The organism is Catenulispora pinisilvae (assembly GCF_015356865.1).
Taxonomy (GTDB): domain Bacteria; phylum Actinomycetota; class Actinomycetes; order Streptomycetales; family Catenulisporaceae; genus Catenulispora; species Catenulispora pinisilvae.
This window is the reverse complement of sequence record NZ_JAAFZA010000061.1, coordinates 1-26209: the sequence shown is the minus strand read 5'-3', so window position 1 is coordinate 26209 and position 26209 is coordinate 1. Positions and strand designations below refer to the sequence as shown.

General features: G+C 69.3%; 23 protein-coding genes. 12 read left to right on the top strand and 11 right to left on the bottom strand.

What is annotated here, in order from left to right:
* Positions 1–6: 6 nt before the first annotated feature.
* Positions 7–1359, bottom strand: a complete 1353-nt coding sequence (locus IZR01_RS18820) for an amidohydrolase family protein (RefSeq protein WP_194924576.1) — start codon at positions 1357–1359, stop codon at positions 7–9.
* A complete protein-coding gene (locus tag IZR01_RS18815) occupies positions 1359–1766 on the bottom strand; it encodes a MarR family winged helix-turn-helix transcriptional regulator (protein ID WP_194893176.1) in 408 nt (135 codons plus the stop codon). The genes IZR01_RS18820 and IZR01_RS18815 overlap by 1 nt, the downstream gene beginning before the upstream one ends.
* A gap of 76 nt (positions 1767–1842) precedes the next feature.
* Between IZR01_RS18815 and IZR01_RS18810 the strand changes: the two genes are divergently transcribed.
* Together IZR01_RS18810 and IZR01_RS18805 are read left to right on the top strand one after the other, a co-directional pair.
* The gene (locus IZR01_RS18810; protein ID WP_194924575.1) at positions 1843–3054 is read left to right on the top strand and encodes an amidohydrolase family protein; all 1212 of its coding nucleotides are present in this window, start codon (positions 1843–1845) and stop codon (positions 3052–3054) included.
* A 72-nt stretch (positions 3055–3126) separates the two neighbouring features.
* Complete coding sequence (locus IZR01_RS18805) at positions 3127–4080, top strand: amidohydrolase family protein (RefSeq protein ID WP_194924574.1); 954 nt, start codon at positions 3127–3129, stop codon at positions 4078–4080.
* Positions 4081–4121: 41 nt separating this feature from the next.
* Here the strand turns inward: IZR01_RS18805 and IZR01_RS18800 are convergent, their stop codons facing one another.
* From IZR01_RS18800 to IZR01_RS18785, 4 genes are all read right to left on the bottom strand, one after another.
* Positions 4122–4607, bottom strand: coding sequence for a ricin-type beta-trefoil lectin domain protein (locus IZR01_RS18800; protein ID WP_194924573.1), 486 nt, complete (start codon positions 4605–4607; stop codon positions 4122–4124).
* Between the two features lie 131 nt (positions 4608–4738).
* Positions 4739–5833: a hypothetical protein gene (locus IZR01_RS18795; RefSeq protein ID WP_194924572.1), complete on the bottom strand. Its 1095-nt coding sequence runs from the start codon at positions 5831–5833 to the stop codon at positions 4739–4741.
* Between the two features lie 21 nt (positions 5834–5854).
* Positions 5855–6046 (bottom strand): hypothetical protein, encoded by a 192-nt coding sequence (locus tag IZR01_RS18790; RefSeq protein ID WP_194924571.1) that lies wholly within the window; start codon positions 6044–6046, stop codon positions 5855–5857.
* Positions 6047–6231: 185 nt separating this feature from the next.
* The gene (locus tag IZR01_RS18785) at positions 6232–7134 is read right to left on the bottom strand and encodes a LysR family transcriptional regulator (protein ID WP_194893182.1); all 903 of its coding nucleotides are present in this window, start codon (positions 7132–7134) and stop codon (positions 6232–6234) included.
* Between the two features lie 128 nt (positions 7135–7262).
* Here IZR01_RS18785 and IZR01_RS18780 point away from each other — a divergent pair, with 128 nt between their 5' ends.
* The 5 genes from IZR01_RS18780 to IZR01_RS53335 all read left to right on the top strand — a co-directional run bounded on the left by IZR01_RS18780 (position 7263) and on the right by IZR01_RS53335 (position 17154).
* The gene (locus tag IZR01_RS18780; protein ID WP_194924570.1) at positions 7263–8210 is read left to right on the top strand and encodes a YhjD/YihY/BrkB family envelope integrity protein; all 948 of its coding nucleotides are present in this window, start codon (positions 7263–7265) and stop codon (positions 8208–8210) included.
* Positions 8211–8314: 104 nt separating this feature from the next.
* Positions 8315–11299, top strand: coding sequence for an ATP-binding protein (locus tag IZR01_RS18775; RefSeq protein WP_194924569.1), 2985 nt, complete (start codon positions 8315–8317; stop codon positions 11297–11299).
* A 145-nt stretch (positions 11300–11444) separates the two neighbouring features.
* Positions 11445–11636: a hypothetical protein gene (locus tag IZR01_RS18770; RefSeq protein ID WP_194893187.1), complete on the top strand. Its 192-nt coding sequence runs from the start codon at positions 11445–11447 to the stop codon at positions 11634–11636.
* 29 nt (positions 11637–11665) lie between these two features.
* Positions 11666–14251, top strand: coding sequence for a peptidase S8 and S53 subtilisin kexin sedolisin (locus IZR01_RS18765; protein WP_194924568.1), 2586 nt, complete (start codon positions 11666–11668; stop codon positions 14249–14251).
* Positions 14252–14322: 71 nt separating this feature from the next.
* Complete coding sequence (locus IZR01_RS53335) at positions 14323–17154, top strand: protease-associated domain-containing protein (protein ID WP_194924567.1); 2832 nt, start codon at positions 14323–14325, stop codon at positions 17152–17154.
* Positions 17155–17265: 111 nt separating this feature from the next.
* On the opposite strand, the gene IZR01_RS54805 is transcribed toward IZR01_RS53335, so the two are convergent.
* Positions 17266–17577: a hypothetical protein gene (locus IZR01_RS54805; protein ID WP_228559750.1), complete on the bottom strand. Its 312-nt coding sequence runs from the start codon at positions 17575–17577 to the stop codon at positions 17266–17268.
* Here IZR01_RS54805 and IZR01_RS18755 point away from each other — a divergent pair.
* Both IZR01_RS18755 and IZR01_RS18750 read left to right on the top strand, forming a co-directional pair.
* Complete coding sequence (locus tag IZR01_RS18755; protein WP_228559748.1) at positions 17549–18067, top strand: peptidylprolyl isomerase; 519 nt, start codon at positions 17549–17551, stop codon at positions 18065–18067. The genes IZR01_RS54805 and IZR01_RS18755 overlap by 29 nt on opposite strands.
* A gap of 180 nt (positions 18068–18247) precedes the next feature.
* Positions 18248–18730, top strand: coding sequence for a hypothetical protein (locus IZR01_RS18750; RefSeq protein WP_194924566.1), 483 nt, complete (start codon positions 18248–18250; stop codon positions 18728–18730).
* 49 nt (positions 18731–18779) lie between these two features.
* On the opposite strand, the gene IZR01_RS18745 is transcribed toward IZR01_RS18750, so the two are convergent.
* Positions 18780–19970: a nitric oxide synthase oxygenase gene (locus IZR01_RS18745; RefSeq protein ID WP_323747038.1), complete on the bottom strand. Its 1191-nt coding sequence runs from the start codon at positions 19968–19970 to the stop codon at positions 18780–18782.
* A 279-nt stretch (positions 19971–20249) separates the two neighbouring features.
* Here IZR01_RS18745 and IZR01_RS18740 point away from each other — a divergent pair, with 279 nt between their 5' ends.
* Positions 20250–20966, top strand: a complete 717-nt coding sequence (locus tag IZR01_RS18740; RefSeq protein ID WP_194893192.1) for a response regulator — start codon at positions 20250–20252, stop codon at positions 20964–20966.
* Here IZR01_RS18740 and IZR01_RS18735 read toward each other — a convergent pair.
* Positions 20963–21889, bottom strand: coding sequence for a ribosome-inactivating family protein (locus IZR01_RS18735; RefSeq protein ID WP_194893193.1), 927 nt, complete (start codon positions 21887–21889; stop codon positions 20963–20965). The two genes, IZR01_RS18740 and IZR01_RS18735, sit on opposite strands and share 4 nt — an antisense overlap.
* 481 nt (positions 21890–22370) lie before the next feature.
* Positions 22371–22967: a GrpB family protein gene (locus IZR01_RS18730; protein ID WP_194893199.1), complete on the bottom strand. Its 597-nt coding sequence runs from the start codon at positions 22965–22967 to the stop codon at positions 22371–22373.
* A 154-nt stretch (positions 22968–23121) separates the two neighbouring features.
* Here IZR01_RS18730 and IZR01_RS18725 point away from each other — a divergent pair, with 154 nt between their 5' ends.
* Positions 23122–23802, top strand: a complete 681-nt coding sequence (locus IZR01_RS18725; RefSeq protein ID WP_194893194.1) for a class I SAM-dependent methyltransferase — start codon at positions 23122–23124, stop codon at positions 23800–23802.
* Positions 23803–24348: 546 nt separating this feature from the next.
* Here IZR01_RS18725 and IZR01_RS18720 read toward each other — a convergent pair.
* Positions 24349–25254: a helix-turn-helix transcriptional regulator gene (locus IZR01_RS18720; RefSeq protein WP_194900062.1), complete on the bottom strand. Its 906-nt coding sequence runs from the start codon at positions 25252–25254 to the stop codon at positions 24349–24351.
* 134 nt (positions 25255–25388) lie between these two features.
* Here IZR01_RS18720 and IZR01_RS18715 point away from each other — a divergent pair.
* On the top strand, positions 25389–26209 hold an 821-nt coding region (locus IZR01_RS18715), incomplete at its 3' end, for an MBL fold metallo-hydrolase (protein WP_194924564.1).

Sequence of the window (26209 nt, the reverse complement as noted above, 5' to 3'; positions counted from 1 at the left end):
CTGTGTTCAGTGGCGCACGAGGTGGCCGGCGCTGATGACGGCGCGGTGGTGGCGCAGGCCGGTCAGGTGGGCGATGTCGGTGAGTGGATCGGCGTCGAGGAGGATCGCGTCGGCGTCCGCGCCGACGGTGATGGTTCCCATGCTGCCGCGCTTGCCGATCTTCTCCGCCGCTCGGCTGGTGGCGGTGGCGATGATCTCGGTGCTGGGCAGTCCGGCCTTGGCGAACAGTTGCAGCTCGCGCAGGAGCCCGTGGGCGGGGGTGGGCAGGACTGGCGCGATGTCGCTACCGGCGACCAGTTTGACGCCGGCCTCATGGAACAGGTGCAGGGAGCGCATCGCGTAGTCGAACCGGATCTTCATCTTGTCGGCCGGGTGGTGCGGGAACGGCTTGCCGTAGCCGGGGCGCGCGGTGATCTCCGCTACGCCGTCGGGCTGGAGAATGCCGTCCGCGATGAGCTCGTCCAGGTACGCGGGGTCGCCACCGCGGCCCAACTGTTCCCACGTGACAATCGTCGGGCAATAGTGGGTCCCCGCCTCGGCCAGGATCCCGGCGAGTTGCTCGGCCTCGCCCAGATCGGCCGGATCCCACGGGATGGGGGAGTGCTCGATGCAATCGGCGCCGGCCTGCACCGCCTCCCGGAGGTCCGCGCCGGTCGCGATGTGGACGAGCACTTTCTTACCCGCGTTGTGGGTGGCCTCGATGATCGCGTCGAGCGCGGCCCGGGGGAGCCGCCGGCCGGCGCCCCCGGTGGCGCCGTCGAACATGCACTTGACGTAGTCGACCTGGCCGAGCAGTTCCTGAACGTGCCGCCGCGCGGTGTCGGCATCGTCGATCTGGAACAGCCCTCCGTTCTCCAGGCCCGCCACTTTCACGAACTCGGGCCGACCGCCCCGGCTGTCGTGGCTGTCGTGGCTGTCCCGGCTGTTCGCGGGCCAGCCGTTCACCCCGGTGAAGCCCGCCCGAGCACAGAACACCGCGGGCGCTGTGCCGTTGGCCCGGCCGGTCTCGCGCTCACTGCGCGGCAGCAGGTAGAGGCCACCGAGATCGCATACCGATGTGATGCCCGCCTGGAGGTACTCCGCCAGCGTCTTGCGCATGTAGGCCGGTATCTCGGCCACCGGCATGCCCATCTCGGTCAGGTGGGTGTGGGCTTCCCAGAGGCCGGGCAGCAGGTAGCCGCCGCGGCCGTCGAGGACCGGCTCGTCGTCCCAACCGCCGGACGCCGCCGAGGAACTGGTGCCGCTGCCGGTGCCGGTGGGACGGATGTCGGCGAACCGTCCCGCGTCGATGAGGACGTCCATCCCGGACCGTGGGGTCTCGCCGGTGCCGTCGATGACGGTCACGTTCTTGATGATCATCAGCCCAGCCGCTCAAGCAGGTCGCGCAGCACGTGGACCTCGTCGTCCGTGAAGCTGGACAATGCCGTTCGCATGCTCTGCGCCACTAGGCGGTCGCACTGTCTCAATATCTCGACTCCCTTCAACGTGGCCTGATGCAGGATGGCCTTGCCTCGGACGTTGCGCCGCTCGACCAGCCCCCGCTGTTCCAAGCGGGTGACGACCGACCCGGCGGCCTGGTCGGACTGGCCGGTCAGCAGCGCGAGCGCGTGCGTGGAGGAGTCGGGGTGCGTGGCCGCCGCGTTGAGCATGCCCCACTGCGGCAGGGTCATCTCGAACTTGGCCAGCGCCGCCTCGCAGGCGGTCTGCTTGCGCAACTGGGCGCGCCGCAACAGCACCGCGATCTCGATCATCTCGTCGTCGTCCACGCCATTGAGCCTACCCAATGTCCACCAACCCGTATACCCTAACTAGTATATACGAGCCAATGGATAGGAGTCGATCATGGACGAGAGCTTCGTCATCAGCGGGGCGCAGGTCTTCGACGGAGAGAAGAGCCGCGGTCGAGTGGACGTGCGGGTCGTGCGCGGGGTGATCGCGGCGGTCGGCGGGCCGCGCCACCCGGACGACCAGGTGATCGACGGCGTGGGGGCGACGCTGCTGCCCGGCCTGATCGACGCGCACACCCACACCGATGAGGCGTCGTTGCGCCAGGCCCTGACTTTCGGGGTCACCACCGAGCTCGACCTGCTCTCGATGGCCGAGCAGATGGGTCCGCTGCGTCGCACGGTGGCCCGGTCCTTCGACCTGGCCGACGTGCGCAGTGCCTCGGTCGGGCTCACCCCGGCCGACGGGCATCCGCACCAGCTGCGCAAGGGGCAGGGCGACCCGGCCTGGCCGACCGCCGGGTCCGTCCAGGAGGTCCCCGGGTTCGTGGCGGACCGCATCGCAGAAGGCGCCGACTACCTGAAGGTCCTGATCGAGGACGGCCAGCTCCTGGGCGGCCCCGTGCCGGTCCTGGCGCAGGATGTGCTGGAAGCGGCGGTTCGGGAGGCGCACGCGAACGGGTTGAAAGTCCTGGCCCACGCCCTCACGATCGAGGCGACGGAACGCGCCGTCGACGCCGGCGTGGACGCGCTCACCCACCTGTTCGTGGACGCGCCGCACACCCCGCGGATCGTTTCGCGGATCGCCGAGGCCGGCGTCTTCGTCATCCCGACGCTGAGCACGCTCGCGTCGATCACGGGGCAGGGCACCGGAGCGGAGTTGGCCGCGGACTCCCGCGTGCGGCCCAAGGTCCCCCCGGTGTGGCTCGAAAGCCTGGCCGAGACCTGGCACACGGCGCCGGAACCGAACTTCGCCTTCGCGCTGGCGACCGTCGCGGCGCTGCGCACCGCGGGGGTCGACGTGCTGGCCGGTACGGACGCGGCGCATCTCGGCGCCCCCGGCACGGCGCACGGTGCCAGCTTGCACAGCGAACTCGGCCTGCTCGTGCGCGCCGGGTTCACGCCCGTGCAGGCGCTCAACGCCGCCACGGCGCTGGTCGCGCGGCGGTTCGAGTTGGCCGACCGCGGCCGCGTCGAGCCCGGACTGCGTGCCGACCTGGTACTCGTCGACGGCGATCCGACCGAGAAGATCGACGACACGCTCTCGGTGCGTGCCGTCTGGCGCCAGGGCGTCCGCCTCGCCGTCGACCCGGTCGCCGCGACCGCCTGATCCGGCCAGATATCGAGACATCCAGACATAACGGCACAGCAGCACAGCAGCACAGCGAAACGGAGCGACGAGATGAACGAGCCCGGACTGATCGACGTCCACGCCCACTTCACCACCGAGGACTACATCAGCATCGCGAAGGAGAACGGGAGTCGGGAGCCGGACGGGATGCCGGAGGCCTACTGGCCCCGGTGGGATGTGCGGACCCACCTGAAGCTGATGGACGAGGCGGGCATCGCCATGTCAGTGCTCTCCATATCCTCCCCCGGCGCGCACTTCGGCGACGACGCGGCGGCCAGGGCGCTGGCCCGCGAGGTCAACGAGGTCGGTGCCCGGATCAAGCGGGAGCATCCCGGCCGCTTCGGCCAGTTCGCATCCCTGCCGCTGCCGGACATAGACGGCGCGCTGGCGGAGATCCCGCACGCCTTCGACGAACTGCACGCCGACGGCGTCGTCCTGATGACCAACAGCGCCGGCCGCTACCTCGGCGACGAGCGGCTGCGCCCGGTGCTCGCCGAGCTCGACCGCCGAGGCGCCGTCGCCTTTCTGCACCCCACCAGCTGCGCCGGCCACGAGTCGCTCGCCCTCGGGTATCCGCGCCCGATGATCGAGTTCTTGTTCGACACCGCCCGGACCGTCGTCGACCTCATCCTCACCGGCACCGCGCAACGCTACCCCGGTATCCGGTTCATCGTGCCGCACGCGGGCGGAGTGCTGCCGCTGCTCGCCGACCGCCTCGAACTGTTCCGCTCCATCAGCGGCGACACCGACGGTCCCACGGTCGGCGAGGCGCTCGCAGGCCTCTACTACGACCTCGCCGGCACCCCCACCGACCGGCAGATGAAGGCGCTGACCAGCATCGCCACCCCGGACCACCTGCTCTACGGCAGCGACTACGCCTGGACCCGTTACGACCAGGCGCTGCGCGCGACAGCGGCACTCGACGGCGTCCAGGCGCCGGCCGGGCAGTCCTGGCGGCACCTCACCACCCAGAACGCGCGCAGCCTCCTCGGGCTGCGCGAGTAGGCACTCGGCCCGGGCCGGGCACCGGCGTGCGCGCAGGGGGCTCAGTTCGAGATGACCTGGACGACGAGCTCGAACGGGCCGCCCTGCGACGGGTCCTGCAAGCCCACGTACTTGGGAAGCAGGCTGCGGTCCTCAACCATGTTGCGGAACAGGAAGTTGCCGGAACCCGGATCCTGGATCGTGTAGTAGCCGCTGGTGAGCTGGCCCGGGTCCTTGATCGCGGCGGCGTCGTCGCCGTCCTCGTCGGAGAACCCGACGAAGTTCCAGGAGATGACCGGGAGCCCGGAGCCCGCGGGTGCGACGATCGCAGGCGACGGCCGCGACAGCCCGGAGCCGCCGGTGGTGCTGGCGTCGCTGAGGACCAGGCCGCTTGCCTGGTCGGTCAGGACGAGCGAGCCGTCCGGGCCCGCCGCGACCACCCACGTGGCGGCGCCGGGGTTGCCGGGCAGCAGGGTCGCGTAGACCTGCTGGTTGATGATGCAGACAGACGCGCCGTGGATCTGGATTTGGACGAGCGTGTCGGACACGGGGAGTCCTCCGGGGCAGCGAGTGCGGGACGCACGATTCAGAGCTCTGACATAAGCGATCGTTGCCGGGCGAAGCCTGGCGCGTCAAGAGCGCAGCGTGTTCGTCTCATCGCTCTGGGTCGCAGTCGCAGTCAATCCGCTTGAGGGGCTTGGGCCAAGGTCACGAGGCCGTCGCACATCTCAATGGTCGCCTGAACGAGCTCATCCAGGGTGTCGCGATCGTCTTTGAGCCTGCCGTCGAGCCAGGCCAATTCGCTCACAGGGCCTCGTCCTTGACGCGCTTCAGCGAGCTCCATGAGGTGGTTCCTCCGTTCCTCCACCAACTTCCGCTTCTCATTCACGGTTCTGGCGACGTCGACTATTGCGAATCCTCCTCCGATCACCGGTGTGCGTGCGAGTACTTTCGGGAGGATCAGCGGCCCGTATTGCCCGATGGCGGTCGTGATCGCGCCATAGAGGAACTGGGTGGCGCCGGCCCGCAGGACGATACCCCCGGCATCGTCCACCGCTTTGAAATAGTCAGTCGCCTCCAGGTAGGTCACCAGGTACGCGTTTCGACTGTCCATGTATCCAGCAATCGCCTGGAACGTTGCCGCGACTTGAACTCCGGCAAGGAACCCGCACTGCGCCATCGTGTCAAGAAAGTCTTCGGCCCTGGCGAGATCCTCCTTGTTCTTATTGAGCTTGTCGAGTGCGCCAGAGATTTCTTCTGTCGGGATCGCGTCTAGGGCGTTCGCGTCTCCGCTTTCCAATGCCTCGCGAAGCCGGTCGTATGTGGCAAGGACGCTTGCTGCGTCTGGTACCCCCGTGCGTAGGACGGGCAGCTCCTGTATTTGCCTTATCGTCCGAACCATCAACTCCGTGAGTGCGGCCTTCATGGTCGCCGAAACGGCGGCGAGTAAGGGGACGAACGTGGTCGCATGCGGCAACCAGCGTTCGATTTCGACCTCGACTCGCTGGGCCTGTGCGACGTGGACTGGCTCTTGGCCGTATTTCGGCAGGGCGATGAGCTGTAGGCGCTCCTGGGCTTTGCCCACGAGGAAGGGGCCGACTCTGTCGAATGCGGCGATCTTCCGTGTGCACGCGCGGTAGCCCCTGCGAACGAGGTAATCGGCCTCCCGTAGCGCTGCGGCGTTCTCTTCGTACGTCATCCGACTGCCGTCGGCCTTACCGGCCGGGCCTATCGCGTATTCGGCTGGAAAGGGGACTTCGCGCAAAGCGGTCACAGAAAACTCCTTCCGGTGTGGTCAGCTCACGGCGCGGTGGAAGTAGAAGGACTCGTTGTTGGCGGGCCCGGCCAGGGTGAGGAAGGCGGCGTTCAGCAGGACGCCGGTCAGCAGGACGCCGGTCAGCAGGACGCCGGTCAGCAGCGCGAGCAGTCCGCGCCGGCCACCAGTCCGCCCAGTGGCCTCGGCACTGTTCAGACGTGGGTGGTGCATACGTCTCACTATCACAGACTTCGTGCCCTGCGATGCTGTATCTGAGTACTGATTTATTCGGGCCGGGTGCGAAGCGCGCCCGCTGCGGTCTTCGGTCTCGTCATCGCGGACATCCGTCTCGCTCGGCCTCTTGCGCGTCAGTCCGGTTCGGCGGCAGTCCGGTTCCGCGGCAGTCCGGTTGCGCGTCAGTCAGCCAGCCAGTGCAGCTCGTGCGCCAGGGTTTTGGCGACGGCACGGATGCGGCGGTGTAGTGGCGACTGCTCGCGCGGGAGGACCAGGTGGATCGTCAGGCTGGGCGCGCCCCGCAGCGGTCGCCAGGTGAGACCGGCCGGCGGTGCCGTGGCCGCGGCTTCTCCGGCCGGGGCGAGGGTGACCCCGTCGTGCAGGTCGCGCTGAGACATGTCGAAAGAGACCGCGGGCGTGTGGAATCGAGGGTGCGGCCCGGTGTCTTGGAACAGTGCGGCCAGCTGATCGTGGATCACGGGGTTGGCCGCACGGTCCGGGAGCCGCAGCGGATACCCGGCCGCGTCGGCGATCTCGATCTCCGGGTGTTCGGCCAGCGGATGGTGCTGCGCCAGCTGGACCCCGATGCGCGCACGCCGCAGCAAGAACCGGCGCACGCCAGGGCCCGGCTGCTCACCGCGGGTGATCCCGGCGTCGATGCGGCCGTCGGCGACCGCGGGGGAGATCTCCGGTGTCGTCATCGGGACCGCGCTGACCGCGAGTCCGCTGTTGCCGCGGATCAGCCTGTCCACCAGGGCCGGTGCCGTCTCGGCCCCCGTGCTGAGGCTGTATCCGATGCGCAGCGTGCCCAGTTCACCGGCCGCCGCGCTCCGGGCGGTGTCCCATGCCCGGTCCAGCGCCGCCAGCGCGGGCGGCGCGGACTCCGCCAAAGCCGCGCCGGCCGTGGTCAATACGACGCTACGCGTGTCGCGGACCAGCAGGGCCGTACCGAGTTCCGCCTCCAACCGGCGCATCCGGGCGCTGAGTGCGGGCTGTGCGATACCGATCCGTGCGGCCGCGCGGGTGAAGTTCAACTCCCGCGCCAGCACCAGGAAGTACCGCAGGCTCACCGTATCCGGCGCCACGTGCCCTCCCCGCCGATTGATAACGATCCGTTCTGAGTCTATCGCGTACCGGTCTTTCCCCCGGCCTCGCATCAAGCCCTAACCTGCGCGTATGGCGATTCAACTGACCGCGGTACTGGACGGCCGTCATGCATAAGTTGCTGGTCCTGTATTCCAAGCCCGCCGACCCTGACCACTTCCGTGACTACTACGTGACCAACCACCTTCCACTGATCATGAATTGGCCCGGCCTGCTTGCGTGGCGGTACAGCTTCGATGTGGCGGCGATCCAGGGAGAAGCGCCGTTCGCGGTCTTCGAAGCGGAGTTCGCCGACGCCGCCGCCATGGCCGCGGCGCGGGCGACGCCGCAAGGCCGGCGGGTGACCGCCGATGTCGCCAACTACGCCACCGGGGGTGTGGTCGTCATCGACTATCCGGTGCATGCCCTGGTGAGTCATGCCGGGACGGTCGGGGTGGTCGGCGCGGTGGTGCTGATGTACCTCGGCCTGAACCTGGTCGCGGCGCTGCGGCCGGCGATCCGCGAGATCTGGTTCGGATTCCAGCCGCCGGCCGAGGGGCTTGAGAACCTGCTGGTGACGAAGCTGAAGGACGCCGTGTCCCTGCTCGGGCTCGGGGTCGCGCTGGCGGTGTCGGTCGGAGCCTCGACCCTCGCGACCTCCGTCATCGGCCACGTGTCGGGACCGCTCGGCCTGGTCGGGCAGCCGGTCGGCCGGCTGTTCCTGCGCGGTGCCGGGCTGGCGGTGGGCGTAGGCGCGGGCGTCGTGATGTTCGCCTACCTGTTGGTGGGCATGCCGCGCCTGGAGATGCCCCGGCGGGTGGCCCTTCAGGGTGCGCTGATCGGTGCCGTCGGATTCGAGGTGCTGAAGGCTCTGGTCGCGTCCTACATCTCCGGCGTCGCGAGCAAGAGCATGTACGGTGCGTTCGGCGTCCCCGCCGCGTTGTTGTTGTGGATATATCTGGTGGCCAGGCTGTTGTTGTTCTGCGCCGCCTGGACCGCGACCTGCGACCCTGACCGGCGGTCAGCGGTGAGCTTCAGACCCCCGGGGACGGAAGAGGCGCCCGAGCAAGCGACCTGATCGGAGCGGCCGAGAGCCGCCGTGTTCTCCGGGATCTGCGCAGGGTTCCCAAGATCCTCACGCTGTGCGACGATGCGCGGGAACGACCAGCCACAGGGAGCGCAATGGCCGGACACGCGAGCGGGGATCAGGGAGTTGGCGTTCCGCGCGCGGCCATCGGGCCGCCGCGCTTCATCGGCCGGGACGGCGAACTCGACGCGCTACGCAGTGCCCTGACATCCGGGACCGCCGTCGTGCTCATCGAGGGCGAGGCGGGCATCGGCAAGAGCCGGCTGCTCGCCGAGTTCCTCGACACGACGCAGATTCTCGAGACGATGCAGACCGGCACGACGCAGACCGGCACGACGCAGACCGGCGGGGCGTCGTCGCGCACACTGGTCGCGGTTTGTCCGCCGTTCCGGCGGCCGCACACCCTTGGCGCGTTGGTGGACGCAATCCGTCAGAGCACTGACAAGGTCGCCGGTCTGGGGCTGAGCCCGCTGGCCGGGGCGCTGCGGCCGTTGTTCCCCGAATGGGCCGCCGAGTTGCCCGCGGCGCCCGAGCCGGTTGAGGACGCGACGGCGGTGCGGCACCGGCTGTTCGGCGCGCTGTGCGAACTGCTGGACCGGACCGGCGTCGCGGTGCTGGCCGTGGAGGACGCGCACTGCGCGGATGAGGCCACCCTGGAGTTCCTGCTGTTCCTCTGTGCCCGCCGCACCCGGCGGATCAGCGTCATCGTGACGTACCGGCCGGAGGACCTGCCCGAGGACTCGGCGGTGCGTCGGCTGTCCTCATTGTCGGCGCCGAGCACCACGCGGCTGCGCGTCGCGCTCGGCCCCCTGGACGTGGCCGCGACCGCCGGCCTGGTCTCCTCCATGCTGGCCGGGGCGCAGGTGTCGCCGGAGTTCGCCCAGTTCCTGCATCAGCGTACTGACGGCGTCCCCCTCGCGGTCGAGGAATCGGTCCGGCTGATGGGCGATCGCGCGGACCTGGCCCGGCGCGACGGTGCGTGGGTGCGCCGGGAGATCGAGGACATCGACGTGCCCGCGACCATCCGGGACGCGGTCCTGGAGCGCTTCCACCGGACCTCGCCGGCGACGCGGACCCTGCTGGAAGCGGCGGCGGTGCTCACCGATCCCTCGGCCGTGGGGCTCATACTCGCGGTATCCGCCCTGGGCGAGGAGGACGCGCAGGCCGCGCTGGACGAGGCGGTCGGTACCAGGCTGCTGACCGAAGGCCGTCGCGATCTGCTGGCGTTCGGCCACGTGCTGGCGGGTCGCGCGGTATACGAGTCGATCCCCGCAGCGCGGCGGCGCACGATGCACCGCAGAGCCGGAATCGCGCTCCGTGACGTCTCACCGCCACCCCTCGCCCAGCTGGCGCGCCACTTCCGCGCCGCCGGGGACACGCAGGACTGGTCCACCTACGCCGAACAAGCCGCCGATCTGGCACTGGCCTCCGGCGACGACGCCACCGCGGCCGGGCTGCTGGGCGAGCTGATCACCGAGGTACGCCTGCCCGGCGCGACGGTCGTGCGGCTGGCCCGCAAAGTGCGCCTGACCGCGCCCGAGGACTCCGACCGGATCCGGGACCTGATCCGTTCACTGCGCGCGGTGCTGGCCGAGCAGCACCTCGACGACCGGGGCGAGGCCGAGGTCCGCGCCGAGCTCGGCAGACTGGAGCTCCTGGTCGAGAACATCGCCGCGGGCCGCAAGGAGCTTCAGCGGGCCGTCCCGCACCTGAGCCACGACCCCGTGGCCGCCGCGCAGGCGATGATCGTGCTGGGCTGGGCCATCGGCGAGCCCCTGCCGAACGAGACCTACCTCTACTGGCTGCGCCGGGCCGCGGAGATGATCGCGCTGCCCATGCCGGAGAAGGACCGCAACCGGCTGCGCGTCAACCGGGCGGTGGGCCTGCTGACCCTGGGGGAGCAGGAGGGCTGGGCCGAGGTGGAACGGATTCAGTGGGACGCCCCGCACACCGCCGAGCACCTCGGAATCGCGAACAACCACTACAACCTCGGCGTGATGGCCTTGCAATGGGGACACTACGACCTGGCGCGGCGCCACCTGGCCAGCGCGCGCGAACTCGCCGAACGCCACCCCTACCAGCGCCACCTCACCCTGGCGCTGGCCGCCGAGGCCGGCTTGGACTGGGCCACCGGCCGTTGGGACGGCCTGGCCGAGCGGCTGCACGGCATCGTCGAGGCCGCCGCCGGGGCGGCGACCAGCCACCTGGAGGTTCGGCTGACCAGCCATCTGCTGGCCGCCGCGCGCGGCGACCGGCTGACGGCCGAGCAGGGCTTGTCCGAGGTGCTGGCCGGGAGCGGGGAAGCGCCCGGTTGCGCCCTGGCCGCGGCGGCCGCCCTCGCGGCGATGGCGCTCGCGGACGGCGACGCCGACAGAGCCCTGATGCTGACTCAGGAACCGCTGGATCTGGTGACCGGCAACGGGATGTGGCTGTCCGCGGTGGATCTGGTTCCGGTCCGGATCGAGGCGTTGACCGCCGCCGGCGGCGCGCGCGACATCGAGGCGCGGCACCTGGTGCGCGGGTTCTCCGAGTGGCTTCACGGCCGGGACGTACCCGTGGCGAGGGCGGCCCTGACCTGGTGCCGGGCCCTGCTGGCGCAGTCCCGCAGTGAGCACGAACGCGCGGCGGCGCTGTGCGCGCGGGCTGCTCTGCTGTGGGACGCGCTGCCGCGTCCGTACGCCGCTTCGGCCGCACGCGAGCGCCAAGCCGCGTGCCTGTCGGCGGGCGATCGCCGGGAGTCCGCGCTGCCCTTGCTGGAACAGGTGCTCGCCGAATACCGGGAACTCGGCGCCGACGCCGACGTTGTCAGGGTCGCCGCTACCCTGCGTGCCCACGGCGTAGACGCAGCCCGGCCGCGGCCGGCTCGGCGCGGCTACGGCGACCGGCTCTCGCCCCGCGAGTTGGAGGTCGCCGGACTGGTGATCGGCGGCCGGACGAACCGGGACATCGGCGAGGTGCTGTACCTCTCGCCGCGCACGGTGGCCCGGCATCTGGACTCTGCCATGCGCAAGCTCGGCGTCTCCTCCCGGACCGCGCTCGCCGTGCGGCTGGTCGAGCTCGGCCTGGGACCCGCCTCGTAGCGGTCCCCGCGACCCCGCCCTACTCCGGCGCGCCCGACTTTGGGTCGGGCGCGCGGCGAGATTGGGTCATCTGACGCATCCTCCGGACCCCGCGGCGCATCGACGCTGGACGGATCAACGACGTGTCCTGAGAGGGGATCGCTTCATGGACCGGCACGACCCGAATCCTGTGCCCGCCGAGGAGACTCCGGCAGACGGCCCGGAGCCCGCTGAGCCGGAGCCCGCCGCCGAGGACGTGAGCACCGGTGATGCCACGGCGCCCGAGCCCGCGACCGAAGCGGAAGCCGTGCGCGGCCAGGGGACGGTGCGTGAACCCGACCACTATCGACCGCTCTGAGAGCCCATCGACTGCAAGGAGCTCGATCCATGCGCATACCTCGTCTCCTAAGATCCAAGCCCGTCCTGACCCCGGTGGCCATCGTGGCGGTGGCCACGCTGCTGGGAATGGGCCTGAACCAGCCGGCCCGTCCCGCGCCGAGCACCGTCCCGGTGGCGTCCGGAACCGCGCGCGTCCAGCTGACCGCGAGCACCAACGCCGGCTGTAACACGGCGCCGCGTAAGGGATACGCGCGTTGTATGTCCGTCGTGCAGACCCCTGACAACCACGTGGTGACCCCCGACGCCGCCGGGCCGCCGGTCGCCGCGCTCGGCCCCGCGGACATCCAGAGCGCCTACCGGCTTCCGGCCAGTCGCGGCGGCGGCCAGACGGTGGCGCTGGTCGACGCTTACGGTGACTCACACGCCGAAGCCGACTTGGCCGCCTATCGCGCGTATTACGGACTGCCCGCCTGCACCACCGCGAACGGCTGCTTCAAGAAGGTGGACCAGAGGGGCGGTTCGAACTACCCGGCCGACGACTCCGGCTGGGGCACCGAGACCACCCTGGACCTGGACGCGGTGTCCGCGGCCTGCCCCGCCTGCAACATCCTGCTGGTGCAGGCCGACGACCCCGGCATGACCAACCTCGGCGCCGCCGAGAACACCGCGGTGGCGCTCGGCGCGAAGTTCGTCTCGAACTCCTACGGCGCCGACGAGGACCCGAGCGAACTGGCCAACGACGCGTACTACGACCATCCCGGCGTGGTGATCGCGGCGTCGTCCGGCGACGTCGGCAACGTGGTGGAGTACCCGTCCGACATCGGCAACGTCGTCTCGGTCGGCGGCACCCAGCTGAGCAAGGACGCCTCGACCCCGCGCGGCTGGACCGAGACCGCATGGGGCTCCGGCGGCTCCGGATGCTCGACGATCTCCCCCCAGCCGGGCTTCCAGGCCGCGCTGAACACCGGCTGCTCGAAGCGGGCGACCGCGGACATCTCCGCCGACGCCTCCCCGGCCAGCGGCCTGGCGGTCTACGACACGCTGGGGCAGGGCGGCTGGCTCCAGGTCGGCGGCACCAGCCTGGCCTCGCCGCTGGTCACCGCGATGTACGCGCTGGCCGGTCCGCCGGCGGCGGGCACCTACCCGGTGACCTACCCGTACCACGACGCGAATCAGGCTGCTGACCTGTTCGACGTCACTCAGGGCACGAACGGATCGTGCGGCAACGTGCTGTGCACCGCCGGCCCGGGCTGGGACGGTCCCACGGGCCTGGGCACCCCGAACGGCGTGGGCGCCTTCACCCTCGGCCAGCAGGGCGACATCGTCGGACAGGTGACCGACGCCACCACCGGGGCCCCGGTCACCGACGCCGTGGTCACCGCCTCGCCCGGCGGGTACCTCACCCACGTCGACGCCACCGGGCACTACGACATCGGCGTCGGAGTCGGCGCCTACACCGTCACCGCGTCGTCGTACACGTACACGGCAGCGAGTAAGACCGCTGACGTCGCCGTCGGCGCCCACGCCGCCGTGGACTTCGGGCTCCAGGCCAAACCGCACGCGACCGTGACCGGCACGGTCGCGGACGGCTCGGGACACGGCTGGCCGCTGTTCGCCCGGATCACCATCGACGGCTACCCCGGCGGCCCGATCTACACCGACCCGTTCACCGGGCACTACAGCGTGACTCTCGCCGGCCAGTCCTCTTACAAGGTGCACGTCGTCCCGGTCTACCCGGGCGTCGTCGGCACCCCGGCCGACGGCTACGTCCAGCTGGACAGTGACCTGACGGTCGGCACCGGCGACAGCAGCAAGAACTACGCGCTGACGATCGATCAGACCTCCTGCGACGCACCGGGATACGGCCCGAACGGGCTGTCCGAGACCTTCGCCGGTGCCCATGACGCCACCCCGGTCGACGGCTGGACCACCTCCGGCTCCCCGTCCGGCTGGCGCTTCGACAACCCGGGCGACCGCTCGGCGGTGACCCCGCTCGAAGGCCGCTTCGCCGTGGCGGACACCGCGGCTGCGCGGGGACGGATCGACGCCACGCTCACCTCTCCGGCAGTGGACCTGACCGGCCAGAGCGCACCGCATCTCAGCTTCCTGTCGGGCTACTACGGCGCGGACGGGCAGAGCGCGCAGGTCGGACTGAGCACCGACGGCGGCCGCACCTGGACCAACGTCTGGCAGCGGACCACGGCCAACGGCGCGGGCACCATCGATCTGCCGATCCCGCAAGCCGCGGGCAAGAAGGACGTGCGGGTCCGGTTCCACTTCACCGGCAAGCCCGGCGGCTGGTGGTGGTCGGTCGGCGACGTGCTGGTCGGCACCCCCACCTGCACCGCGCGCCCCGGCGGCCTCGTCAGTGGCCTGATCACCGACCACGCGACCGGCAAGCCCGTCCAGGCGAGCATCGTCACGGACACCGCCGCGCCGGGGCGCTCCAGCATCGCCGGGCCGACCGACGAGGCGACCGTCTCCGGCTTCTACTCGCTGTTCCTCGACGCCGGCCGGCAGCGGCTGACCGCCGCCACCCCCGGCTACGCCACGACCACGGCCACCGTCGGCGTCTCCCCGAACGCGATCACCCGGCTGGACTGGGCACTGAACGCTGCGGGAGGCGCGCGATGACAAGACCACTGGAGAGCAAACTGATGAATTCACCACGGCGCCAGCCCGCCTGGAGGCGGCCGGGTTCGCGAGTGCTCATCGCCGCCATCGGCATCAGCCTGGTGGCCTTGCCCGGCGCGGCGGGTGCCGCGAGCGCGGACTCCGCGACTTCCATCGCCGCCGCGCCGGGGCTCGCCTCGCAAGCTCCGGCACCCGGCCCCGCACTTGTACCAGCCGGTGCCTCGGGTCTGTCGGAGAGCTCTTACACCGTCACATTGCCGACCGGCGACAAGGTGGCCCTTACGCGGGACACCAGCGGCGGGTATCAGGCCTCGGCCCTGCCCGGGACCACCTCCAGAATCACCTTCTCGGACCTGGGAAAGAGCGCCGCGCAGGCTGACGTGTCCGCCTATCCGGACTCTGCGATGGGCTACGTCCAGACACACTTGATGGACCGCCAGGCGTTCGACGTGACCTGGCTCGCCGCCCACGGCGACACCGGCGCGAACGCCCGGATTCCGCTGACCCTGCACTTCGGCGGCACCAGCAGCGCCGCGGCGCTGTCGACCGCCGCGGGCAAGCTGGCCGGCGCCAAGGTGCTGCACGCCGACGCCGGGACCGGAGACGTCGATCTGAGCGTCAACGCGGCCGACGCCGGCGCGTTCTGGACCGCGCTGACCGGCGGCACCGCAAACGTCGCGGCTGCGGCTGCGACCGCGCATGCGCGGCCGGCGTTCACCAGCGGCGTCACCGGAGCCTGGCTGACGGACCACAAGACATCGGCCTCGGCGGTGCCGACCGACGCCCCCGCCTCCACCGTCACCTGGACCATCACCAAGAAGAAGGGTGAGGCGGACTTCTGCGCGCCCTTCGCGTACCTCCAGGGAATCCAGGCCGCCACTTCCTGCCCCTACTACCCGACCTTGGTCGCCCTCACCGGCGCCGCCGCGGGCCAGGAGTTCATCCCGACCGCGTACACCTGCCTGGACACCAATCCGTGCACCACGTACTCGGTGACGTTCGACGCGCCCAGCGGCGTCTACCTCGCCGAGGACATGGGCGCCCAGTTCTACTCCCACGGCCTCCAGCAGATCGTGGACGAGGTCGCCCCGCAGATCGTGGTGTCCGGGGACACCGCCGTCAGCACCGATCTCGACGCCGCCGCCAAGTACTCGGTGGACGCACCCCGCTCCGCTGTCGATCTGACCCACTACATCAACACCACCCGGCCTGGCCCGGACGGTGTCTACTACGCCATAGAGATGCCGGATGACTCGGGCCAGGACAACATCTGGACCACCCCGACCTCGCCGGTCACCATCGGGAGCTTCCACCAGAGCACCTTCTGGCTGCGCGGCCAGGCCCCGTTGTCAGCCGCCGTCACCGGGCCGTCGAAGGTGACGCTGCACCCGTACTATCCGACCTACAGCAATCTGAACGCGGACGAGCCCTCCTTCCAGCGCTTCGCCGGGACCACCACGGCTCAAGTGGTGAACGTCGGGACCGGCACCGCCGCCGACTTCGCCAAGGTGGACGTGCACGGCCGACTTGTGCTGATGCGCCGCGCTTCCGGTTCGCTGTGGATCGACGCTCAGCAGATGACGGCGGCTCTCCAGGCCGGAGCGGCCGGGGTGCTGATCGATCCGCGCGACGACGATCCGGCGACGCTGCCGGTGGTCCCGGTCAAGCCCAGCTGGTGGTGGACCAAGACGGCGCCGGTGCAGATCCCGTTCGCCACGATCACGCCCGACGACGCCGCCGCCCTGACGGCGCTGCTCGGCAAGGGCCCGGCGACGGTGAGCATCACCGACCACGGCAACAGCCCCTACTTCTACAACCTGGCCTTCAACGAGGAGCGGCAGATACCGGCGACGCTTCACTTCTCCGTCGATGACAACCGGCTCGCCCAGCGGACCACCGCCTTCCACAGCACGAAGCCGGCCACGATGGAAGAGTTCGAGTCCATCGTCCACCCTGACGACTACTTCCAGCTGACTTTCCCTTCGGTGTTCGCCCCGGCGCCCTCGACGGTGCAGCAGTACTACGGACCTGTCGCCCCGGACCTGATCTGGATGCGCGGCGCCCGCCTGAGCACGGACAACTCGGTTCCGTTGGTCGTGGCGCACACGGTGTTCGACGCGCCCGGGAAGGGGAGCGAGGACTGGTTCGCGGCCCCCCGGTCGGTGGGAGCGCCGTCGACACCGGCGAACGTCGAGCAGACCGGCTTGCCGATCGGCAGGCTCGGCAGTCCCACCTGTGCCTTCTGCCGCCTCGGCGACACCTTCTACCCGCTGACCTACTTGGTCGACGGCGCGAACCCGGCACTGATCGACGGTCCGTACATCTTCGCCGCGTCGGCGACCCACTTCTACCAGAACGGAGTCGAACTGCCCGCGCAGCAGCCGAACGGGATACCCGTCTACCAGCTCTCCGACCAGCCGGCCACCGACCGTCTCACCGTCGATGAGAGCAACCTGCACAGCGACTGGACCTTCTCGTCGCGGCGTCCTCAGGCCGACGGACTGCCCCAGCCGTTCGGCTGCGTCGGCGTTCTGCTCGGCCAGAGCGATCCGTGCGGCGCCGACCCGCTGATCCAGCTGCGCTACAACGCCTTCACCGACGCCGGCGACGCGGTGACCGCCGACGCCCGGCACCGGATCGAGATCACGCCGTACTCCATGGTCGACCCGTCCAAGCCCACCGCCGTCACCAGCATGAAGGTCTGGACCTCGGTGGACGGCGGCGGTACCTGGACCGAGCGTGCCGTGTCTCGCTCGTCCACCGGCGCCTTCGACGTCGACTACCGGGTGCCGGCGCTGTCCAAGACCGACGGGGCCGTGTCGGTCAAGATTCAGGCCGCCGACGCCGCCGGTGACTCGGTCACCCAGACGCTGCTCGATACCTACTCCCTCACGGCCGGCTGACTGCCACAGCCCGGCTGATGTGCCGAAGGCGGCCTCGCTCCCTGCCGGGGGCGAGGCCGTCCTGAGGGAGGCCGTCCTGAGATCGGTGGGATAGCCTGCGCGCGTGAAGTTTCATCGACGCCGCATGATCGGCATCGGCGTGTTCGCCGCAGCGGCCGGGCTCCTGCTGTCGGGCTGCGCCTCCACCGGCACGATCGGCTCCGCTGCCGGGTCCTCGGCGACCTCGGGGTCCACCGGGGGTACGGCCTCGGCTCCCGACACGGCCTCGACCTCGGCTTCAGCCCCGGACAGCGGCTCCGGATCCGCCCCGGACACCGCCTCGGCCCCGGACACCGCCTCGACTTCGGCTCCCGCCGCGTCGGGCGGCTCCCAGAGCTGGGCCAGCGAGCCGCCGATGACCATCGACCCGGCGAAGCCGTACACGATGACCCTGCACACGAACCAGGGCGACATCGTCATCTCACTCAACGCGGCCAAGGCGCCGCATACAGTGAACTCCTTCAACTTCCTGGCCGGTCAGAAGTTCTTCGACGGGAGCCGCTGCCATCGCCTGACGACCCAGGGCATCTACGTGCTCCAGTGCGGTGACCCGACCGGCACCGGCACGGGCGGCCCCGGCTACCAGTTCCAGGACGAGAACCTGGCCGGCGCCACCTACCCGACCGGCACCGTGGCGATGGCGAACGCCGGTCCGAACACCAACGGCAGCCAGTTCTTCATCGTCTACAAGGACTCCCCGCTGCCGCCGAGCTATACGCCCTTCGGCACCATCACCTCCGGCCTGGACGTCGTGACCAAGATCGCCGCCGGGGGCGAGGACGACTCCATCGGCGCCGGCGACGGCCGTCCGAAGATCGACGTGGTGCTGAACAGTGTCACGGTCACCGCGGGCGGAGCGGGCACCCAGGCCTGAGCCCGGGCCCGGCCTGGTTCTGGGGTCCTGGTCCTGGGCCGCCGTGCGGGTAGGCCGGGCCGGTGTTTGGATTTCGCGAGCGTTGCCCGACATCGGGCCGATGGGAGTCGATGTCGGAGGGCGGCCGTCTACTGTGAAGGGGCCGGTGAAGATCGCCGGATCGTCAATGGGAGTAGACCGGTGGCCCACCGCACCAAGACTGCGCGCACCAAGACGGCTCGCACCAAGACCGCCCGCGCCAAGACCGCCCGCACCACGGGGCTCGTCCTAGCACTCGCCTCGGCGGCCCTCGGGGTCTCGGCGTGCTCGTCGGCTTCATCGGCTCCCGCGGCGTCGGTGTCGGCCAGGACCACCTCCTGCGGCGACTTCGCCACGCTGATCGCGACCGCGGTCGAGAACAACAACGGCACCACGGACCAGGCCACCGTCCTCAAGAACGGGCAGGCGCTCGCCCAGAGCCTCACCACGGAAGCCGCCAAGGCGACCGATCCGAACGCCCACACGGCCATGACCGCGTTCGCCGACGACTACGCGTCGCTCATCGCGGCCATCCGGAAGGCCGACGCCGATACCGGCGACAAGGCGGCGGCAGCGGACGTCACCGCCTTGTCGGCGAAGATCACGACGGATTCGGCCGCGGTGAAGACCGTCTGCGGGAACTGAGACCCTCTCGCACTCACACACCGCCGCGCCGACCTGTGTCAGCTGCCCGTCAGCTGCCCCACGAGGCCTCGCCCACCGCGGGCGCTGATTGCGGAAAGAAGTTCGGGCACACCAGCGTCGGCTCGTAGCGGCGGTCCCAGACCGGGGTGGCGGAGCCGCCGATGGGCGGGACGATGAGCTCCCAGTGCGCCGCGGTGTCCCGTCCGGCGGCCTGCTCGCGCTGTTCGTGCCGGACGAACTGCCGGGTGGCGAAGTGGTGGTCGATGACTGACACCCCGGCCTGTTCGAAGGAGTGGATGACGGCGGCGGTGAGTTCGACCAGGGCGCGGTCCTTCCACAGTGTGCGGTCGGTACTCGTGTCCAGGCCCATCCCGCGGGCTACCTGGGGCAGCATGTCGTAGCGTCCGGTGTCGGACAGGTTGCGGGCGCCGATCTCGGCGGCGGTGTACCAGGCGCTGAACGGCGCCGCGGTGTAGTCGACGCCGCCGATGCGCAGGCACTGGTCGCTGATGCTGGGGAAGGCGTGCCAGCGCAGCCCCAGGTCGGCGAACCAGTCCAGGGCGGGGTGGCGCAGCGGTATTTCGTGGACGACGTCGGCCGGCAGGTCGAAAAGCCGCGGGGGTTCGCCGGGCATCTGGATGACGATCGGCAGGACGTCGAAGCGTCCGGGCTTGCCACGGCCCCAACCCATCTCGGTGAGGCGTTCGGTGAGGTCGGCGGTCTCGGGGTCGCCGAGCACCGAGCCGTCGGCCTGGCGGTATCCGGCGTAGCGGACCAGCTGGGAGTTCCAGATCCGGATGCCCTCGCGGCCGGGTTCGCGAGGGGCGAAGACGGTCATCAGCAGGCGGACCCGGCCGCCGTCGAAGGCTTCGCGCAGCTGCTGGACCAGTGCGGCGAAGACGTCCTCGGCGGTGGTCAGATGACGCATGTCGCAGATCGCCAGTGCTTTCCAGTAGAACTTGCCGATACAGCGCGGGGTGTTGCGCCAGGCGATGCGGGCTCCCCAGCGCAGTTCCTCGACCGTGTGCCGGTAGGTGCCGGTGGCCTGGATCTCGGACCGGACCTGTTCGATGCGGTCGACACCGTAAGGGCCGAGACAGCCAGGGTCGAGGCTGATGCCCTCATCGCGCAGTTGTCGGAGGAAGTCCTCGGCCTCCGTGGCGATGTCGGGGGTGGAGCCGCCCTGGGATTCGTAGCCTGCGGCGGGGCAGGACGGCGAAAGAACGCTGTCAGCACTCACGTCAACCTTGCCTTCTAACGGCCGGAACATTCGGTAATCCGGAAGTTACAAGGGGTTCCGCCCCGGGGGGAAGATCGCTCATGGCGATCGCATAGGTCGCATATGAGAATCAAGACACGCAGGGAGTCACAGACCGCTTGCCCCTCATCACGCGATCGCGGGCAGGGTATTTGCATAGTCGCGGATCGCGTTTGCGTCACGTGAGCGGTGCGGTGCTTTCCCTTGTCCGCGACGTTCACTGTAAAGACGTAGCCCCGCCACCGAAAGGGAACGGCGCAAGTGACGAAGATCCTTGTCGTGGACGACGAGCCGCAGCTCCTGCGAGCTCTGCGCATCAACCTGAAGGCCCGCTCGTACGAGGTCGAGACGGCCGAACGCGGTGTGGACGCCCTCGCGGCCGCGGCGCGCCGCCTTCCCGACCTCGTGCTCCTGGACCTGGGCCTGCCCGACATGGACGGCGCTGACGTCATCCTGGGCCTGCGCGGTTGGACCCAGGTACCGGTGATGGTGCTCTCCGGGCGTACCGACCAGTCGGAGAAGGTGCGTGTACTCGATGCCGGAGCGGACGACTTCGTCACCAAGCCGTTCTCCATGGAGGAGCTCATCGCCCGGCTGCGGGCGGTGCTGCGCCGCCGAGACAGCGCAGCCGATGGGGCCGCCCCGGCCGAGGCCCAGTTCGTCATCGGGCCGAGCACCGTGGACCTGGCGGCGCACACCGTGACGCGTGACGGTGCCGGTGTGCGACTCACCCGCACCGAGTGGGCCGTGCTCGAACCGCTGCTGCGGCACCCGAACCAGCTCCTCAGCATCGCCCGCCTGCTGAGCGAGGTCTGGGGCCATGCCGTCGGCGACAGCGGGCATCTGCGGTTCCACATCGCGCGATTGCGGCGCAAGCTCGAAGCCGACCCGCAGCATCCGGTGCACCTGCTCACCGAGTTCGGAACCGGCTACCGTTTCGTCCCGGGGACTCGGGTAGCCGGAGGCCCGGCTCTCTAGAGTTCGGTTTTGGCCCAGTTGCCGTTTGGGTCGTACCCGACGTAGGCGGCGGCCAGCAAGATTGCCATCCGGGCCGCCACATCGTTCCAGTTGGAGAACGTCCCTACGCCGTTAACGTTCACCGGCCCCGTATTGGGATTCTGGGACACGCCGAACCCGTACTGGGAGATCTGGTCCCATGAATTCTCCAGGTATTGCTGCAGGATCGGCAGCCCATTGTAGAAGCCGCTCCAGGAGACCATGGTGGCCGCCATCACGCCGTAGACGTCCCAGAAGCGTGCCGACTCGGACGTGTACTGGATCATGTACATCAGCGACCGGGCGATGGCCTGCTGGTTGGAGCCGTAGGGGTACCCGGTGTTCGCCAGGTTCACCACCGATCCCACCAGGTCGTTGAACGATATCGGCATCGATTCCCGACCCCGGCCCGCGGCCTGGACCATGCTGTTGTAGTTCGAGCCGAAATCGAGAATGCTCGTGGCCCGACTCGCGGGCAGCAGACTATTGTTGCCGATGCTCTGGAACACGCTCGCCATGTTGAAGGTGGGAGTTCCGTTCACATAGTCGGCGAAGTAGTACGTGATGTTGTCGGTCTGCGAGGTGAAGCCCCGCACGTACAGATCGCCGGGTGTGAGCCACAGCCACAGCACCTCGCCTCCGGGGGCGGTCACGTCGACCCGGATCAGCGCGTTGGACGACGGCTGCGTCACGTACACGCCTTGCCGGTACGGGTGTCCGGCGGCGGCCCGCAGGCTTGAGATGAAGCTCCCGTAGTCGGATTGCGCCGTCGGACTCGGCGAGCTCAAGTTCAAGTAGACGTGCCCGACGCCGTTGGCGGGGGTATCGGCCTTCGCCGCGTTCGCGCCCGTGAACACGGCCATCATCGCGAGGGAGATCGTCACCAGGAAGGCCGCGATTCGCAAGCGTACTTTCCGGTCTTGCCCGGGTAGGGAGGACAAGCCCATTGTCCACACTTCTTTCTGCGGGGATAGCTGACGTCTTTCGGAGCAAGGCTCAGGATGCTTACGCCGAAACGAGTCATGCGTTCGGGTGGCACATGAAGGACCGTGCCGACAAAAGGAAGGATGCGGCGCCCGAACCTTTGGCGTCAAGGGGTACTCATGCGATGCAAATCTGATCTTGGCCGCAGTTACTCCGGCGATATTTGACTGATCTTGCCGGGGTTGAACCGATCGCTGCCGAGGTCCGTTCTATAGATCGCAGCGCCCTGCCACGCCGGGAGTCGGCGCGGTGCCCTGGCAGCGAAATGAGGGGTCTTGAAACTCAACCGATTCCCCTGGTGGGCTGCGTATGGCCACACTGCACGACCACGCCGTCGGCAAGATCATGCATGCTCAGGTCGTGACGGCCGGCGACGGCTGCGATCGACGCGCTATTCCTGGGCTACTTCATGCCGGCGGCGCGAAACATCTGGTCGTAGATATCCCGGAGCACGTCCTGCTTGCGGCGGTTGTAGTCCATCACATGGCCTCCGCCGGGAATCGCCTGTCGCTTTGCCTGCTCATACCGGTCACGGTCATCCGGATGAGACCGCAGCCAGTCGCGGAACATGATCTGCCTGATTGTTTCCGGGCAGTCCGGGCCGAACACGTGCAGATTCACCTTCGGATCCGGCAGCGACAGACATCGATGCTGATAGAAGGACGGCTCTCGGATGATGAGGATATAGCCGAGCCGTTCCAGGGGCTGCACGTAGTGGTCCTCGTCCGCCGGGTCGGCCACCGTCAAGTCGATGTCGATGACGTCCTTGGCGGCCAGTCCGGGTACTGAGGTGGATCCGATGTGTTCGACGACGAGGGCCGTCGCGCCGAGTGCCACGCGGATCTCATGGGCGAGTCGTACGAAACGGTTGGGCCATTCGTGGTTGTAAGGCACGATCTCAACCGCGGCCTGCTCCGGTGGACCCAAAACCCACGGATCCTCGTCCGGATCCGGCTCGTGATGACGGGTGATCGCCTCATGAGTCGGCACCGGCCACATCCTACGGGCGCGATCGACGGCCGACGCTGATGACTCGCCCACCGGCTCCCGCGTGTTCTTCGTGACGACAATCGGATTCAGAGCTACTCGGCCGGCTCCGGCTGAGGGGGAACGATCTCTATGCGGAGCCCGTTAGGCGGTCATGGAGTTGAGAATGCGTGCGGGGCACCAGGGGACCGGGCCGGGGGCGATCACTCCGGACGGTTGCGCCGTCGAGCTGTACACGCGACTGCCGGTCCGGGACGAGCCGGACATCATCGCCGCGGCCGCGCCGGTCGGCGCGCGCATCCTGGAGTTGGGCTCCGGTGTCGGGCGCGTCACCCACTCGCTTCTTGAGCGGGGATTCACGGTCACCGCTGTGGACGAATCCCAGGAGATGCTGGAGTACGTCCACGGGGCGCGAACGGTGCGCAGCGCGATCGAGGGCCTGGACCTGGGAGAGGTCTTCGACGTGGTGCTGCTCGCGTCATACCTTGTGCACAACGCGGACGTGGAAGTCCGTAGCAGGCTGCTGCGCACTTGCGTGCGTCATCTCGCGCCCGGAGACTTCGTGCTGATCCAGCGCGAGGGCGAGGGCTGGTATCGGGATCTGCCGCGGGAGAGCGTCGGGCCCGACGGGTTCACCTCGCGGCTCGTGTCCTCAGAGCCGGTCGGCGACGGTGTCTACTCGGCGCGTGTGGAGTACGAGTTCCCGGATGCCGCCTGGACGCAGACGTTCCTTCGCAGGGAACTGTCACCCGAGCAGTTCGAGCAGGCGCTGGCCGACGCGGGCCTGAGGGTTGACGAGTATCTGACGGAAGACGGCGTTTGGGTGCGCGCGGTTCCTGCCGGTTAGTGGTGCGCGCGGTTCCCCTCGACTAGTGCGGTGGCTGGATTGGTTTGCCGTGTTGGTGGTGTGGTTGCGGGTTGGGCGAGAGTCGGGCACGGAGGCCGCCGGTCACGTACGGGGTTAAGGGCGTTGTGAAAAAACCGCCTGTTTTCGTCCGCCGGCTTGTGTACGCAAGGCGCGGTCGCGTGGCAGGGCGGACGAAAACCGGCCGTTTTTTCACAACATGTGTGGTCGGCTCAGCCGTGCCCGGCTTGGGTGCGGGCGCTGCGGTGGTTCTGGTCCCGGCGTCGGGGGTTGGCGCCTGGGTTGTTCGTTCTCGGGGGGTGAGTACACATGTTGTTGAGAAACCGGCGGATTTCGGCTGCCTGCCCGCCCGACCGCCGGGTGCGCGAGAACATTTGGCCGAAATCTGCCGATTTCTCAACAACGCCTTTAAACCCCGTACACGACCGGCGGCCTCCGCACCCGACTCTCGTCCAACAGGTGACCACACCACCAACCCGGTGAACCAATCCGGCCACCGCACTAGCGAGGCGGCGCGGTTCCCGCCGACTAGTTCGGGGACTTCAAGCCCTCTCGCGCCATTGCGCCGCGTCCCTCCTCCACGAGCGTCGCGCTCGACTGCCGCAGCAAAGCGAGAGCGGCTTCCGACGACGAGCCGGCGCGCGCCGTGCACACCACCATGACCTGCTCCGGCGAGCGGATGAGCGCCAGCGACTGCTGCGTCACCGTCACCGAGCCCAGCGTCGGATGGTGCAGGTCGTAGGACACCGGATCGCAGGGCGACACTTTGTGGTCCCGCCACAGGGCGACGAACTCCGGGCTCTTCATCGTCAGCTCGCCGACCAGCTCGGCCAGCAGCTGATCCTCCGGATGCCGGCCGGCCGCGGTGCGCAGGTTGCCCACGACCGCGCGGGCCTTGCGGTTCCAGTCCCGGTAAAGCTCACGGGAGTGCGGGTCGAGGAACAGCATCCGGCTCATGTTCGGGCGGCGGGCCGGGTCGTGCGGGGCGAGCGGATCCACGTGCCCGGCGAGCAGGGCGTGGCCCAGGCTGTTCCAGGCCAGCACGTCGGTGCGTCGGCCGAGGACCAGAGCCGGGACGCCGTCCATCGCGCGCATCAGGTCCCAGGTCTCCTCGGCGACCTTTTCCGGCCGGGGCCGGCGGGTCCGGGTCGTGCGGCGTGCGGCGTCGGCGAGCCGGGTGAGGTGGTCGCGCTCGTGGTCGCTGAGCTGGAGGGCCCGCCCGATGGCGTCCAGCACCTCCTGCGAGGCGCCGCGTGACAGTCCCTGTTCGAGCCGTGTGTAGTAGGAGGCGCTGACGCCCGCCAGCTGCGCCAGCTCCTCCCGGCGCAGTCCGGCCACCCGGCGCGGCCCGAACTGGGGCAGCCCGATGTCCTCCGGCCGGAGTTGAGCCCGGCGTGCCTGTAGGAAATCGCCCAGTGGGCCCGGTCCGTCCATACATGCAGTCTGCCGTGCGGTGAAGGACTCAGCCACTCCCTGCCAGGGGTAGGACAGAGCGGGTCTGGTCCGCCCGGCCGGCGTCGCCGAAGCTCGGAAGCACCCGGCCATGCGCCCGAGCAGCAAGGAAGACCATGGAACAGATCACCCTGGGCGACGTCACCGTCGCTCGCGCCAAGGAGTACTACGGCCCTGTCGGGATGACTCCGGCGGAGTTCTTCCCGGACAGCCCCGATGAAGCCTGGGGCCGGCACCGTACCGTCCTGGCGCCGGACTTCTGGGACCCCGCCGCGAACGAGTGCGCGACGGCGCTCCAGTCCTGGGTACTGCGCAGCGAGGGGCGCACGATCCTCGTCGACACCGGCGTGGGCAATCACAAAGACCGGCCCTACGCGCCGGTCTGGAGCCGCCTGAACACCGACTACCTCGAAAACCTCGCGGCGGCCGGTGTCCGGCCCGAAGACGTCGACATCGTCGTCAACACCCACCTGCACATCGACCACGTCGGCTGGAACACCTACCTCGACGGCCGCACGTGGGTGCCGACCTTCCCGAACGCCACCTACCTCATGCCGCGGCGGGACTACGACTTCTGGAACCCGGCCAACGGCCATGAAACGGTTTTCGGGCGCGGCAACCAGAACGTGTTCGAGGACAGCGTCGCCCCGATCTATCAGGCCGGGCTGGCCGAACTGTGGGACGGCTCCTACCAGATCGACGGGAACCTGCGGCTGGAGTCGGCGCCCGGCCACACCCCGGGTTCGTCCATCCTGACGCTGGAGTCGGGTGGCGATCGTGCGCTCTTCGTCGGGGACCTGCTGCACACCCCTTTGCAAATCATGGAGCCGGACACCAATTCCTGCTTCTGCGAGGACCCGATCCAGGCCCGGGCGACCCGGCACAAGCTGCTGGGCCGCGCCGCCGAGACGAATGCCCTCGTCTCTGTCTCTTATAC

Coding starts and splice junctions, on each gene's coding strand:
- IZR01_RS18720 (WP_194900062.1), bottom strand. CDS start 25,254: ATGGACGGACCGGGCCCACTGGGCGATTTCCTACAGGCACGCCGGGCT.
- IZR01_RS18780 (WP_194924570.1), top strand. CDS start 7,263: ATGCATAAGTTGCTGGTCCTGTATTCCAAGCCCGCCGACCCTGACCAC.
- IZR01_RS18775 (WP_194924569.1), top strand. CDS start 8,315: ATGGCCGGACACGCGAGCGGGGATCAGGGAGTTGGCGTTCCGCGCGCG.
- IZR01_RS18755 (WP_228559748.1), top strand. CDS start 17,549: ATGACCATCGACCCGGCGAAGCCGTACACGATGACCCTGCACACGAAC.
- IZR01_RS18730 (WP_194893199.1), bottom strand. CDS start 22,967: ATGTGGCCGGTGCCGACTCATGAGGCGATCACCCGTCATCACGAGCCG.
- IZR01_RS18805 (WP_194924574.1), top strand. CDS start 3,127: ATGAACGAGCCCGGACTGATCGACGTCCACGCCCACTTCACCACCGAG.
- IZR01_RS18765 (WP_194924568.1), top strand. CDS start 11,666: ATGCGCATACCTCGTCTCCTAAGATCCAAGCCCGTCCTGACCCCGGTG.
- IZR01_RS18810 (WP_194924575.1), top strand. CDS start 1,843: ATGGACGAGAGCTTCGTCATCAGCGGGGCGCAGGTCTTCGACGGAGAG.
- IZR01_RS18820 (WP_194924576.1), bottom strand. CDS start 1,359: ATGATCATCAAGAACGTGACCGTCATCGACGGCACCGGCGAGACCCCA.
- IZR01_RS18790 (WP_194924571.1), bottom strand. CDS start 6,046: ATGCACCACCCACGTCTGAACAGTGCCGAGGCCACTGGGCGGACTGGT.
- IZR01_RS18725 (WP_194893194.1), top strand. CDS start 23,122: ATGCGTGCGGGGCACCAGGGGACCGGGCCGGGGGCGATCACTCCGGAC.
- IZR01_RS18770 (WP_194893187.1), top strand. CDS start 11,445: ATGGACCGGCACGACCCGAATCCTGTGCCCGCCGAGGAGACTCCGGCA.